Origin of the sequence: Candidatus Defluviibacterium haderslevense (assembly GCA_016712225.1) — a bacterium.
Classification (GTDB): domain Bacteria; phylum Bacteroidota; class Bacteroidia; order Chitinophagales; family Saprospiraceae; genus Vicinibacter; species Vicinibacter haderslevensis.
On sequence record JADJRL010000003.1, the window covers coordinates 562537 to 577157 of the forward strand.

At 34.1% G+C, this 14621-nt stretch carries 10 protein-coding genes; 5 read left to right on the plus strand and 5 right to left on the minus strand.

Annotated features, from left to right (window positions below):
* Positions 1-18 precede the first annotated feature (18 nt).
* Positions 19-495 (plus strand): BatD family protein, encoded by a 477-nt coding sequence (locus tag IPK88_02520; protein MBK8242274.1) that lies wholly within the window; start codon positions 19-21, stop codon positions 493-495.
* Entirely contained in the window at positions 495-2129 is a 1635-nt protein-coding gene (locus IPK88_02525) for a protein BatD (protein ID MBK8242275.1), read from the plus strand. The genes IPK88_02520 and IPK88_02525 overlap by 1 nt, the downstream gene beginning before the upstream one ends.
* On the opposite strand, the gene IPK88_02530 is transcribed toward IPK88_02525, so the two are convergent.
* Positions 2126-3706, minus strand: a complete 1581-nt coding sequence (locus IPK88_02530; GenBank protein MBK8242276.1) for a peptide chain release factor 3 — start codon at positions 3704-3706, stop codon at positions 2126-2128. The genes IPK88_02525 and IPK88_02530 overlap by 4 nt on opposite strands.
* 182 nt (positions 3707-3888) lie before the next feature.
* On the opposite strand from IPK88_02530, the gene IPK88_02535 reads away from it, so the two are divergent.
* From IPK88_02535 to IPK88_02545, 3 genes are read left to right on the plus strand one after another with little or no spacing between them, the layout of a single operon-like run.
* On the plus strand, positions 3889-4938 hold the full coding sequence (locus tag IPK88_02535) for a PorP/SprF family type IX secretion system membrane protein (GenBank protein ID MBK8242277.1): 1050 nt from the start codon (positions 3889-3891) through the stop codon (positions 4936-4938).
* A 9-nt stretch (positions 4939-4947) separates the two neighbouring features.
* Positions 4948-5685 (plus strand): hypothetical protein, encoded by a 738-nt coding sequence (locus tag IPK88_02540; GenBank protein ID MBK8242278.1) that lies wholly within the window; start codon positions 4948-4950, stop codon positions 5683-5685.
* A gap of 1 nt (position 5686) precedes the next feature.
* On the plus strand, positions 5687-9505 hold the full coding sequence (locus IPK88_02545; GenBank protein ID MBK8242279.1) for a PKD domain-containing protein: 3819 nt from the start codon (positions 5687-5689) through the stop codon (positions 9503-9505).
* 304 nt (positions 9506-9809) lie between these two features.
* Here IPK88_02545 and IPK88_02550 read toward each other — a convergent pair whose 3' ends face one another.
* The 4 genes from IPK88_02550 to obgE form a co-directional block, all read right to left on the minus strand.
* Positions 9810-10223 (minus strand): hypothetical protein, encoded by a 414-nt coding sequence (locus IPK88_02550; protein MBK8242280.1) that lies wholly within the window; start codon positions 10221-10223, stop codon positions 9810-9812.
* Positions 10220-10900, minus strand: a complete 681-nt coding sequence (locus tag IPK88_02555) for a hypothetical protein (GenBank protein MBK8242281.1) — start codon at positions 10898-10900, stop codon at positions 10220-10222. Before IPK88_02555 ends, IPK88_02550 begins: the two co-directional genes overlap by 4 nt.
* Positions 10901-10915: 15 nt before the next feature.
* Positions 10916-13342: a T9SS type A sorting domain-containing protein gene (locus IPK88_02560; GenBank protein MBK8242282.1), complete on the minus strand. Its 2427-nt coding sequence runs from the start codon at positions 13340-13342 to the stop codon at positions 10916-10918.
* Between the two features lie 257 nt (positions 13343-13599).
* Positions 13600-14592, minus strand: a complete 993-nt coding sequence (gene obgE, locus IPK88_02565) for a GTPase ObgE (protein MBK8242283.1) — start codon at positions 14590-14592, stop codon at positions 13600-13602.
* Between the last annotated feature and the right edge of the window lie 29 nt (positions 14593-14621).

Here is a 14621-nt window from a genome sequence, read left to right on the forward strand (position 1 = left end):
TAACTTAATCTATTCAATATGAAAAAACTCATTTTATTAATTTGCTGTTTTTCCTTCTACAAGCTGAGCGCACAAAATGAAGCACTCAAAGTCGAGGTTAGCTCAGATACCATATTATTGGGTAATTATTTTGAAGTTAAGTTCATTCTTCAAAATGTAGATGGTGAATTTATTGCACCTCAATTTCCCGGTTTAAAAATAATTGCAGGGCCTAATCGGGCTTCGAGTTATTCTTATATCAATGGTACCATTAACCAAAGTTCAAGTTATGTGTATTATTTAAAACCTGAACTCGAAGGAGATTATATCATTGATCCTGCTATACTTAAAACCAATGATGGTGAATTAAAAACACCACAACTCAAAATTTTTGTTGCGTCCAATCCAAATAATATAAGGCAAAATCCGAGTCGGACTTACGAAATGGATGACCCATTAATTATCACACCACCAACTGTCCCTCAAAAGAATAAGAAAAAAGTTTATAAAATATAATGCGCATATTACAACTACTTTTTTTATTCCTGAGCATTTCAATATCATTGAAATCCCAAGTTAGTTTTGAAGCTACATCAGATGCTAAACAAGTATTAACCGGGAGTACTTTTCAGGTACAGTTTACTTTACACAATGCAGAGGGTGGTTCATTTACAGCTCCGGACTTTGGAGGTCTACAAATAGTACAAGGACCAAGTCAGTCTATGCAGACTTCTATTATTAATGGAAGCATGAGTTCATCATTATCGTATGTTTACGTATTGACTTCGACCAGACTTGGAACATTTACCATCGGGTCTGCGACTATCCGAGTTGGTAGAAATATATTGAAGACAAAACCAATTCAAATTGAATTTCTTAAATCTTCAAATATAAAAGCAGAATCTAAACAGTTCTTTATCAAAGCAACACTTGATACTACGACAGCATATGTAGGACAACAGATTACCTTAAGTTATAAACTTTATACGCAAGTTAGTATCCAGAATATTGAAGTCGTGACGGGTTCATCGTTTGATGATTTCTATAAAGTGGAAGCAGAGAATGATAAAAATGGTGTATTACGAGAAATTATCAATGGCCAACAATACACGACTAAAGTCTTGGGAAAAATTTTTCTATTTCCATTAAAGGCAGGTCATTTAACCATTAGTCCTGTTGTATATCGGGTTAGTATTGGAGAAGATGATCCGTGGGGATTTAATATGTCCAGTATTTTTAGGCAACAGATGGAAACGGTATTATCCAATGAACTGAGTTTAAAAGTGCTGCCATTGCCCAAACCCATCCCACAACAATTTTCCGGGGCAGTAGGTCAGTACAAGATTGATTTCAAAGGCGTCAACCAACAATACAATTTAAGTGATGCGATTAATATAAGTATGTATCTGGAAGGCGATGGAAATCTAAATCAAATTAAACCCAATATATTTAATCAAGATACCAGTTTTGAATTTACAGAATCTCGCGTAAGCGATATTCAAAAAGCCGCTCCAACACAAAAACTGATTCAATCTCGGTACTACGATTATCTATTAACGCCAAAAAAACCGGGTGCCTATACACTAAAGCCTGAGTTTATTTTTTTTAATCCGTATACAGGAACATATGAAATTGTTCGTGATAGCTTTAATGTACAAATCAACTCACAAATTGTAAAAAATGTGCAAGCAAGAAATACTAATGAGATCAGAGATATTTATAGTAAAGAATCTATGTCAACTTCAGATGGATTATTGTGGAATAAATGGTTCATTTGGGTATTCTTATCCCTTCCTGTTTTACTAGGATTTATATTTAAAACTTTAGACATTGACTCCATAAAAAAAATATGGAATCAAAAAAAATCAACACAAAACAATCAATACCATAAAACAGATTCACAAGGTATTACGAACATCCATGATTTAGAACAATTATTCATTAGTGTCATCAATACCAAATTAAATACACATCAACAAAATCTTCAGGAAATCAAGCAATACCTTGCCGTGGAACCTGACATGAATTTGAAACTTCCAATTACAAATCTAATGCAAGAATTTGATTTCTTAAAATACACTGGAACTCATGATCTTCATGCATTACAGGAATTCAAACAAAAATTGGATCTGATTATTGGTCGTGATTAAAATTCACTGGTCATATAGAAATCAACATCAGGAAAATTATCTTGAACTAATTTTAAAGTCCATGAAGATTCAGCAAGAAATACGACTTTAAGATCCTTGTCACGAGCTATATCCTTCTTACGGCGTTGAATAAATTCTTCTAATTTCTTAGGATCCTTGGCATTAACCCAACATGCTTTATATAGATTGATCGGATCATAATTACATGCTGCATTATATTCATGTTCCAATCGATATTGTATCACATCAAACTGCAGTGCACCAACAACACCAATAATTTTGCGTTGAGTATCTTCTTTAGTAAACATCTGAGCTACCCCTTCATCCATGAGTTGTTCTAATCCTTTTGCAAATTGTTTAAACTTAGAAGGATCCGCGTTATTGACATATCGAAAAATCTCAGGAGAAAATCTTGGAATACCTTTGAAATGAAGTTTTTCGCCTTCCGTCAATGCATCTCCAATCTTAAAATTGCCGGAGTCGTATAAGCCGACAACATCTCCGGGATAGGCTTCATCAACGACTTCTTTTTTTGCCGCCATAAAGGATGTTGGATTCGAGAATTTTAATTGTCTGTTCAATCTAACATGAAAGTAATTGGTATTTCTTTTAAATATCCCGGAACAGATCCTGAAGAATGCAATACGGTCCCGGTGTTTAGGATCCATATTGGCGTGTATCTTAAAAATAAAACCACTTAAAGCTTCTTCTTCCGGTTTGACAATTCGTTCTTCTGTTTCTCTGGATAAAGGTGTTGGTGCAATTTCCACGAAGCAATCGAGCATTTCCCGAACTCCAAAATTATTAACGGCACTACCATAAAAAACAGGAGCTATTTTTCCACTCAAATAATCTTCACGATTGAATTTTGGATATATCGTTTCTATGGTATTCAATTCATCTAAAAAAATACCATGCATTCTTGACCCAATGATTGATTTGAAATCCTCACTGTTGGTATTTTCAATCGTAATTACTTCTTCACCATCTTGTTTTCCATGAGGTTTGAAATGGATGAATTTTTTTTCATAAAGACTGTAGACTCCTTGAAAAGATTGCCCCATCCCAACAGGCCAAGATAAGGGTGTAACATGCAGACCTAATTTGGTTTCCACTTCATCCAAAAGATCAAAAGGATCTTTACCCTCACGATCCATTTTGTTGATAAAAACAATAATCGGCGTCTTGCGCATTCGACAAACTTCCACAAGTTTTTCAGTTTGCTCTTCAACCCCTTTTGCAACGTCAATAACTACAATAACGCTATCTACTGCAGTTAAGGTTCTGAATGTATCTTCAGCAAAGTCTTTGTGGCCGGGTGTATCCAAAATATTGATCTGTAGATCGCGATAAGGAAAAGCCATGACGGATGTGGCTACCGAAATTCCACGCTGACGTTCGATCTCCATAAAATCTGAAGTCGCATGTTTCTTTATCTTATTAGATTTTACAGCTCCGGCAGTTTGTATCGCACCACCAAATAGCAACAACTTTTCAGTTAGGGTCGTTTTTCCGGCATCCGGATGAGATACGATGCCAAAAGTGCGTCTTTTGTTTAATTCTTCTTGAAAACTCATAAGGGCTGCAAAAGTATAACTATTTATACTTTTTGTCCATAAAATGGGGTAATGAATGTGTGATTTAAAAAAATCAAACAAAGATTTTTTTGAAATAATTTACCTTTCTAGGCATCATTTTGACCTTTTAATCGATCTATATTGATATTACTTATCACGTAATACCAAATTTAGTTATCACTATGCTTATAAACCTAAATAGACAGATATTGATTTGTATTTGCATATCTATACAATTACTCAATGCACAAGATTTACATGTAACCAATTATAATTTTGCCAAACCCTATTTTAATCCTGCAGAAGTTGGCAGTTTCTCTGGTACCATTAGGCTAGGCGGAATCTATCGGGAACAATTTTCGAATTTTATCCACAAACCCTATCAAACCGTATTATTTTATATGGATAGTCCGGTGTCTAATGGTCTTCGACCAAGTCATTGGATTGGAAGTGGCCTGCAATTATCTTTGGATCGCGCTGGTGATCTTGTAGTTCAAAATATTGGGATTATGGGATCTCTAAGCTATCATATAGGACTTGATACCAAATATAAAAATGTGATCGCACTTGGATTTCAATTTGGAAACATCCAAAGGTCTGTAAATCCAAATCGGGCTGTTTTTCAAGATCAATTTGAAGGCAGTCTGGGAGCAAGTAAAGATTTACATTTTATTCAGGATTACAAAGACAATTACCAGGATTACAATGTTGGTTTAAAATTCACTCATAAATTATCGAGTTATTCCAACTTTGATGCAGGCCTTGCTGTCTTGCATCTGGCGCAACCAAATATTCGGTTTAAAGATGGACAAATTGATAATCCCATTTATCGCAGAATTAATTTAAATGCATCTTATGGAATTGATTTGTCTGATGAGATGAGTCTTACCCCGGTCTTATATTTTTCAAAATATAGTAATGCATATAATACCTCTGTACAATTATTATGGAATTATCGATTCTTCGAAAAATCTGATAAAAAACAAAAAATAAAAATACCTAAAGACTACCAAATCAGTTTAGGTGTGGGTTACAGAATTCAAGATGCTATACAATTTATTGTTGGCGGAATATATAAACAGTGGAAGTTTGGATTCGCTTATGATATGACCGTTTCTTCAGCATCACAATTCGATAATTATTATGGAGCTTATGAAGTTGGCATCAGCCGAATATTGAGTTATCCCAAAAAACCAAAAGTAGTTTCCAAATTTTATTGTCCTAGATTTTAATACAAGCTTATGAGAAAAATAATATTTTTTTGGATTCTATTATTAGTACGTCCACAAGCACAGGATTTGCATATACAATCTAAAGATCTTCCTTGTGTCAACAAGCATTTCAATCTCATGATACACATAGTGGTTGATTCCTTACGCAAACCCGGAATCGATGTCTCCACAATTATGGGAACAATAACTGGGGCCAATTATCACTTTGCACCGATTTGTGCATCCTTCAGTGTTTGCGGTGTGGATACCATTCACAATTATGCCTTTGACAGTATCGAAGACATGGATAAAAGAAATGAACTAATGGCCTTACATCAAAAACCCAATGTCATTAATGTCTACTATGTGGATTATATATTAACACCATCTGTATGTGGATTATCAGGCCTTGGAACACTCATAAAAAAATCATGTCCGGGTTCCATTACCCATGAATTCGGACATTTGTTTGGATTGTCACATACCTTTGAAGGTAATGGCATAGAGCTGGTCAATGGGGCCAATTGTGATGTAGCAGGTGATGGTATTTGTGATACACCTTCAGATCCTTTTGTACCGGATTCACCACCCGGAAAGTATGCTACAGGATGTGAATTTGTGTTCACCGGTAAAGATGCCAATGGTGAATATTATCAACCTGATATTGGAAATATTATGAGCTATTATGGATGCGATTGTGGATTCACCAGAGAACAGTATTTAGTCATGGCAAATACTATTGTTAATTCTTTTATTAATCTATGGTAATATGAGAACACCTTTTTATTTTTTTATACTTTTAGGTATAAGTTTACAGTATTTACAGGCACAAACATCAGATATCAATAAAGGATGCATACCCTTAAATGTAAATTTTACGGCACCTCAATTATCAGATTATTATTGGGACTTCAACGATGGCAATAATGCAAGCATTTCAAATGCCAATCATATTTTTACTAAACCGGGAACCTTCCAGGTTAATTTATTTGAAGGAAAAAACGGGCGACTTGTCGGCACCATTCCAATCACTGTTTATGCAGATCCGGTAATCACGTTCACAGGCACACCCATATCCGGATGCAGTCCACTCCATGTTGTTTTTACATCTTCGATTACTAATGATCCTGCCATCACCATCAAAGATATTTTATGGTCCTTTGGTGACGGTAATAGTTCTACACTCATGAATCCCAACCACACCTATACCAATTCGGGAAAATACAATGTTTCCATTAGAGTAAATACGTCCATTGCAGAATGTGATAAAACTTTTTTAGTTCAGGAATATATTCAAGTAACAGGAACCAAAGCTGCTTTTACCCTATCGAAGTCGGTAGGATGTGAAATTCCGTCGACCATTTTAATTGCTAATTTCACCAAAGATGAAAATGGCAATACCTATTTATGGGATTTTGGAAATGGAAGTACCTCAACACTATTTGATCCAAAAATGATTGTGTATAATTCTACCGGAACGTATAAGATCACCTTAAAAGTCATTGATAATAAAGGATGTGAATCAACAATTAGTCAATCTGTTGTTGTTGGTCCACCGGTTATTACACTTGATGGTCAAGATAGTTTCTGTATCCAAACCATGGGTGCTTATAAGAACACTACTGTTGCAGATTCTTTTCTATGGCAATTCAGTAGTGGTGCAAATATTAGCACCAGTAAACTCAAAGAACCTAAATTTATTTATCAATCATCAGGAATCAAAACGATAACGCTAACAGCCTATAATGGCAGTTGTAAAACGGATACCACATTTAATGTTTTTATTGATCAGGTGGATGCAGACTTCACCATTACCGGACCAGATTGCTTACAAAATACTAATATTATTTTGCATGCTAAACAAAAAGGCTCGTATACCTATCTTTGGAATGATAGTATTAAAGGAAAAGATGTATTGAATTACATCTATCATTCTCCACAACGTGATTCTTTATATAGACACAGAAATGACACTATATTTCAATCATTAAGCATTACATCATCTATTGGATGTTATGATTTTAAGGACAAGTATTTTATACACCGAAGACCAAATGCTATATTAATTCCTTCCGTCAAGGAAGGTTGTGCACCATTAAAAGTACAATTCAACGATGCGAGTCAATCCATGGATAAAATTATCAAGTGGAAGCTATTCTATGGTGATGGTCAGATCGAAGACAAATCCAGTGATCAATTAGGATCTCATGACTATAACAAACCTGGAGAATATTATGTCAAGTTCATCATCGAAAATATCAAAGGATGTATTGACACTTCCGAAGGATTCTGGATTAAAGTTGGTGAACCCATTATACCTACATACACCATAGACCAAACAACTATTTGCCTAGGTGGAACGATAAATATTAAAAAAACAAATTCAGATCCACGTATTGACTCATGGCATGTGTATTCTGATAATGGAAGATTTAGTCATTGTTGGACATCGAACGATGCTTCACATCAATTTGTAAATAATCCAGGGACTTTTCAATTGCAGGTAGTCTCAGAATACAATGGTTGTTTTACTAATGCTGCTGAAACTAAAACGATAACGGTAAAAGGGGCGAAAGCCAATATTGCATTTATGACCAATTGTTCTGCAACTCATGATGTCATGTTTGTCAGCAAAAGTCTACAGGCTACACAGTTGAAGTGGTCTTTTGGAGATGGACAATTTTCAACACTCGATTCACTCATTCATCACTATGATCAAAGAGGTACCTACAAAGTCACATTAAGTGCTATAGATGTATCGAGTGGCTGTCCTGAAAATGTAGATACTAAAACCGTACATATCAAAGAAATCAAAGCTGCGTTTTTGATCCCGGAGAAGATCTGTGACAATGTACTTTATCCTTTGGACGCCAGTGCTTCACAAGATGTGGATCGCGATTGCAATAAAGGTTTTTTATGGCGGTTTCCAAATCACAGACCACGTGAAGTAGGAAAGGATACCATTATGCACGGTTTTGGTAAATCAGGGTATCAGGAAGTCAGTCTGGTTGTAGAAGATATCAATGGTTGTAAAGACTCCATTACTACGGGCACTACAGTGTATTCGATAACCCCCAATTTCGATGTGGATAAAACCAATTTTTGTATTCCAGCAAATCTAAAATTTACCGATAAAACTAAATCTGATACTACACTGGTATCATGGTCATGGAATTTCGGATCAAAAGATCAAAACCCAAATTTAAAATTCACAAAAGACGATACGGTACTAGTCATATTAAGTGTAAAAGATACCATCGGGTGTGTAGATACTATAGCAAAAACATTAAGCATCTATAAACCCATTTCTAAAATTCAATACTCGAAAGGACTTGGTCTTTGTATAGGAGAAACCGTTCAGTTTAATGCCAATGATTTTACCAGTGGTGGATCATCGTTACAATTCATGTGGAACTTTGGTAAATTTGGAACCAGCAACTTACAAAATCCAAAAATAGTATTTGATAAAAGCGGCAAACAAAAAATAGTTCTCAACTATGAAGAAAAAGGATCCGGTTGCATGGGTACGGATTCTATAGAAATGGATATTGTAAAAATACCGGAAGCTCAATTTACCACTGCATTAGATTCTATACATCCTATATGTTATCCCGCCATTTTTGAATTGAAAAACAATTCCAGTACTGAAGGTATCGTCCGGTACACCTGGAGTTTTGATAACGGCTCAACCAACAATTTAGTCAATCCCACTTTTGCATTTGGCAAAGGCAAACACCATATACAACTCATCGTCAGATCCATTTATGGATGTTCGGATACGATTAGTAGAGATTATACCTTGATTGGACCTGAAGGTAAAATCAGTGCTGATAAATTAGTTCTTTGCAAAGGAGAAGAAGCTGTTTTTTCAGCTAATGATCTGGTTGATGTTAATCAAATAGAATGGGATTTTAATGATGGAAAAATCATTAAAGGTGAAAATCCTGTTCGGTATCGATTTGATTCAGTAGGATCTAAATCTGTATTTTTGGTACTTAAATCTACAGATACAGGATGCGAACATATAGATAGTCTTGCAGTAATAGTCCCTGAGATCATTGCAGACTTTTTATGGATTGATACTTTGAATTATTGTCCAGGCTTAGCCCTATTTAAAAACAAATCGATAGGCGCAGATACCTATGAATGGAATTTTGGCGAGGGCTTAACCAGCAAAGAACGAGATCCCAAAGTAGTCTATAAATCCCTCGGAAAAAAATCAGTGGAATTAATAGTCAGTGATTCACTGACCCAATGTCGGGATAAAATTACTAAAGAAATTGATATAGAGCAGGTCCTTGAATTTTATAAATTCCCGAATGTATTTAGCCCAAATAATGATGGAACAAACGATTACTTTAATGTCGCCGTAAAACCAGCGTACAAAGATTATGTAGAAGTCGTCCAATTCAAAGTATACAACCGTTGGGGTAAATTAATATACAATAATGATAGCCCAAACACAGGTTGGGACGGTCGATGGCAAGGCATAGATGCTCCTGTGGAAGTATATGCCTATTTTATTGAAATCAGAATTCGTGATTGTAATAGTCAGGTGAGTAAGGGGAATGTGACGATTATTAGGTGATGACATGAATTACAATTTGCATTTTGAAAAATTATAATTAGATGTTCTCGTGCTTAAAAAAAATATAAGATATGCATTTCACATCTAACAAATATTTCATAATAGTTTAAAGCGTGAAATAGTTAGCATCTATTTCATCATATTATGTATTTAAATAAATATTTTAATTTTTCTGCATTTTTATGTGAGCAAGAATCATTCTTAGTACTCACTGAATCGAGAATGCTAGTAATATTATTTTTCTTTAATATCCGCATTAGCTTCACGTAAAATCTTATGATAGGTTTTTTTAATTCGCAGCTACTCAATTTATTATATAAGAAATAACTGAATCAGAATTGTAACTTCTACTAGCTAAAATAGACATATAGTAAGTATCTAAAGAACTATTTAGGTTAGGTCTACGAATCCTTGGTGGTGGATTTAATTTTTCATTTGAATCAGGGTAAAGCGGAACATAAATATTGTCTATATAAAATTTAATTTGTGATTTAGTTTCCAATTTATCAATAAAAGATTGCATCAATAAAATACTTTCGCTATGGAATGGATCACGTTTTATTTGATTCGAGAATATAATTAATAGACTATCCTTGCTAATTTTTTGTTTTGTTAATGATTCCCACGTGTCATTAATAAACTTCAAATTTGGGTTAACATATTTTGATTGTTGTTTACAAATTAACAAAATAAATAAAGGAAAAAACAATTTTTTCATTTTATTGGTTTTGTGTTAAGGTTTAGAGAATTAAAATTATCTTTTTGAATCATGTATTTGATTTCTTTAAGAGCCCTTTTCTTCTTCTTTGAACCAGTTTTACGAATCATATCATCTATTGATAGTCCATCATTACACTTTTTAAAAAAGAGCTGGTATGATTCTGCGTTAACTTTTTTATAATCTTCTTTTAGGAAATCTGAATTAAGAATTTGATTTTTAAACGCTTGATTTATTTTACAATTCTCCAAAATTTCATTATATAAATAAATTTCTTTATAGCCAACAGCACCCAATCTTTCTGTCGTTAATTCTTTTTTAATGAAGGCATGCTTTAAGACAAATAAAGGATAATTTACACTCTCTTGAAAATTACTTACATAAATTTTAAATAGTGGATAAGCAATTGAATAACGAATGTCTTTCAATTTTAATATTGATTCAATAGCAGATCTAAGTTCATCAAACTGCTTAGTATTAGTTTTTGAGATTTCAATAAACATATTAACACTATCTAGAAAATACTTATCTGCAGGCATTGGGACCATAGAAATGTTATACCTATATTTTAGTGTAGTGTCAAGATGCTTGTCAAATTTTTTATAAAAATTTTGAGCACTTAAAACACTAAAGCAGCTTAAAAATAATAGGATCCAAATAATTATAATTAATTTCATTCTAAAAATTAATAACTATTTTAAAATAATCAATTTTTGAATTTGGGAATGATAGTCATCTTCTGTTTTAATAAAATAAATTCCATTACTTAATGCAGAAATATTTATTTCATTTTTTGTATTTGAAAAATAATATTGCCGAACTAGTACTCCTTGTGCATTGAAAATGCTCACTTGAAAATGCTCAGATAAGGATTCAACATATAGCTTTGATGATACAGGATTGGGATACAACTCGAACGAAAATGTATTGCTTTTAGCATCAAGATTTCCTGTTTTCTTTTTGAAATAAATTCTAAGTATTTTGGATGTTAGCGGGATGATATTTCCATCGATAGTGTAGAGCTGGGCATTGCAAATTCTAAGATCTGTGTATTCAAGTTTTGGATCCATACCAAGTGCTTTTTGAAATGTAAAACTCCAATTCATTTGCCTCTTGGATAATTCATTAGATTTATTTTTATTCATGAATACACATTGAATATAAGATTTTCCAGTATTTTTATTTTCATTATACAGTTGAAAATTATTATTGCCAACTAGTGAGTCTTCCCAATTCAAAGCGCCACTCCTTAATATTAGACTTAAAGCCTTTGTTTCATATTCAATCTCATAAGACAAACCTTCAAATCTATTAATTGGAGGCGTGAAGACCATATTGCATCCATCAAAACCTTTGTATAATGAATCTACATTTTTCCATTGCCACACCAGATCATTGCCATCAATACATTCAGACTTCAATGGTGCTGGATTATCGTGGGTAAAGTAATTATTAGGTCTTAATTGATACAGGTCAAGTGAATCAACACTTCCATCACCATTCACATCTGCAAATTTATAATTCAACTGATTAACAAATCGCTGATTCCAGTCTGTTACACTTTGACCATTCCATTCATACACATGATCTCGTTGAGGTCCTTGACTCCCATATCCTCTAAAAATATTAATAGCATCAAGATATTCGACTCGCCCATTATTATCTGTATCTGCGGTCCATACGCAATCTGACACACATTTTTGATCCATACATGAATGTACGAAATGGTCATTATATATTTGATGAACTTGTTCTATTTGTTGATAGGCCAAATTAACATTTTCCAAATGATTAGAATCCGGACTATGGTGAAAAACAAAGGCAAGGTCTAAAGTTTGTGATTCATTATACGCGACATCCCCACATTCAGCAACATTAAATATTCTTACTTCATTATCAAAGTACGGTAATTTTTTCTGATACATAGACCAACCATTGACTGTATTTGGGTTATCAGAAAATACATGTTTGGATATATCTCCAGATATTGGATTGATAATTGGGTAACCTAATCGATTGAGTCCTTTAAAATAATTATAATGTTCTTTATTATTAGCTGGATCAATTAATTCTGTAGGAACACTAAAAAAGTGGTTATCAAAATAAACATTAAATACATCCATCGGCCTATTTAAAAAGACTATGGATTGAACGGGTGGTGAATTTTTATAGGTGTAGGAAGCACTTATACTTGGACATTTTCCTAAACTATCACCATCTTTGACATCCGCATTATACCAATAGGAGGCATTTCCGTCTGGGTAGGAACCTACATAGTCATCATTATAACATCCAATTTCCGGATCAACATTGATTCCCATTCGGCAATCAATAAGGTCTCTTTGTCCAACATCTTTGTTTGTTAATTGGTAGGAACAAAAAATACTTCTGTTTAATATTGGATTAGAAGTGCAATTAAACGCCCATGCAGTGAGTCCAATTTCGAGTCTCAAATAAATATTGGTATTACTAAAAATGGTCCAAAATAATTGTTGAGGCACTACAGCATGATCAAGGGATGGATGCCAGGGATAATCACCTTGGTCTGGATTATAAATACCATCCTGATTATTATCATAAAAGGGCGCTAAAGAATAATCTGCAACCTCAATTTTGAATCCATTAAATTGTTCAAAATAGGGATTAGACTTTCCTGGCCATGAGTAAATACTTGAACGTTTAACATCAATTTTACCATCCTTTGTAAAATCTAATTGATGTGCAATAATATCAGTATAATCCGTCATCCAAATTTTATTAAATTTATTATAATGCGAATCATCAGGAATGAAAGAGGAATTGTACAAGGGTCCTGGTTTATAATCACTTTTTGATGATGGATAGGTTACAAATACATTTCCATTTGAAAATCGACTAGCCACTTGCAATCCTGCATAATACATAGTTCTCACAGAATTATAACCTGTATAAGGAGCAAAGAATTGTCCCATATCATCATTCCAAAATAGTGATCCATCATTTGATATAGTGGCACGAATTTCATTACTATTAAGAATAGCAGATTGAAATAAAGGGGAATACTGTGCATTTAGAGTCGAAAACAAAAGTAGAATACCACAATTGAATGACACCCAATTTAATCGTGTTATTAGTCGCATATTAGAAGATTGGTTACAAGAGTAACGCTGGTACAAGTTAAATGCTGCTTGCCAAAATTTCAGGTAGCAATCCCTGAATTGCTATTATTTATTCGTAACCATTCAAGTGAAAATAAAAACTGACTGTTTTTGTCATCATTTTTGGAAAAATTAGGCAAAAATGCCGCCAAAAACAATTTACATTTTCCTTATACGACGGATTTTATCCGTCGTAGCAACATTGATCGTCCCTACAGGACTAGTACCGGAATAATTTCTTATTCCTGAAGTTTTTTCCAAATCATATCCTTCAGTTCTTCTATGCCCTTGTGCGCAGCAGCAGAAATAAATATATGTGGCAGATCTTTAGGTAATTCAGGTTCAATGAGGCTGGTCCATTCTGCATCAGCGATATCGATTTTAGTAATGGCCAATAGTCTTGGTTTGTCGAGTAATTCAGGATTGTATTGTCCTAATTCGTTTAATAGAATTTGATATTCTTTAGCAATATCTTCACTATCGCAAGGGATTAAAAACAACAACATACTGTTGCGTTCTATATGCCGTAAAAAACGTGTACCAAGGCCCTTACCTAAATGCGCATTCTCGATGATCCCTGGAATATCTGCCATTACAAACGAACGGTCATCGCGATATTTTACGATACCAAGATTAGGGGTTAATGTGGTAAATGGATAATTCGCTATCTCCGGTTTCGCAGCAGAAACGACTGATAATAATGTGGACTTTCCGGCATTTGGAAAACCAACCAATCCTACATCTGCAAGAACTTTTAATTCTAATATTTTCCAGGCTTCAATGCCTTCTTGTCCAGGTTGTGCATAATCGGGTGTTTGTTGTGTTGCAGAGGTAAAAAACATATTTCCTTTTCCACCTCGACCACCATGCAGTAATATTTTCGTTTGACCATGCTCAGTGATCTCGAACATTTTTGTTTTAGTCTCTGCATCAATGGCTACAGTACCCAAGGGGACTTCCACGATGACGTCATCTGCATCAGCACCGGTGCAATTATTGTCACTGCCATTACCCCCATCAGCAGCATAAATATGTTTTCTATATTTTAAATGCAATAAGGTCCATAGTTGGGCATTACCCTTGAGTATGATGTGTCCTCCGTGACCACCATTACCTCCATCGGGTCCACCTTTTGGATTGTGTTTGCTTCGAAAAAAATGTACAAATCCCGCTCCTCCGTGTCCTGAACGAAAACAAATTTTTACATAGTCTACAAAATTTTGTTCTGCCACCTGATTAGGATTCGTTATTAATAAAAATT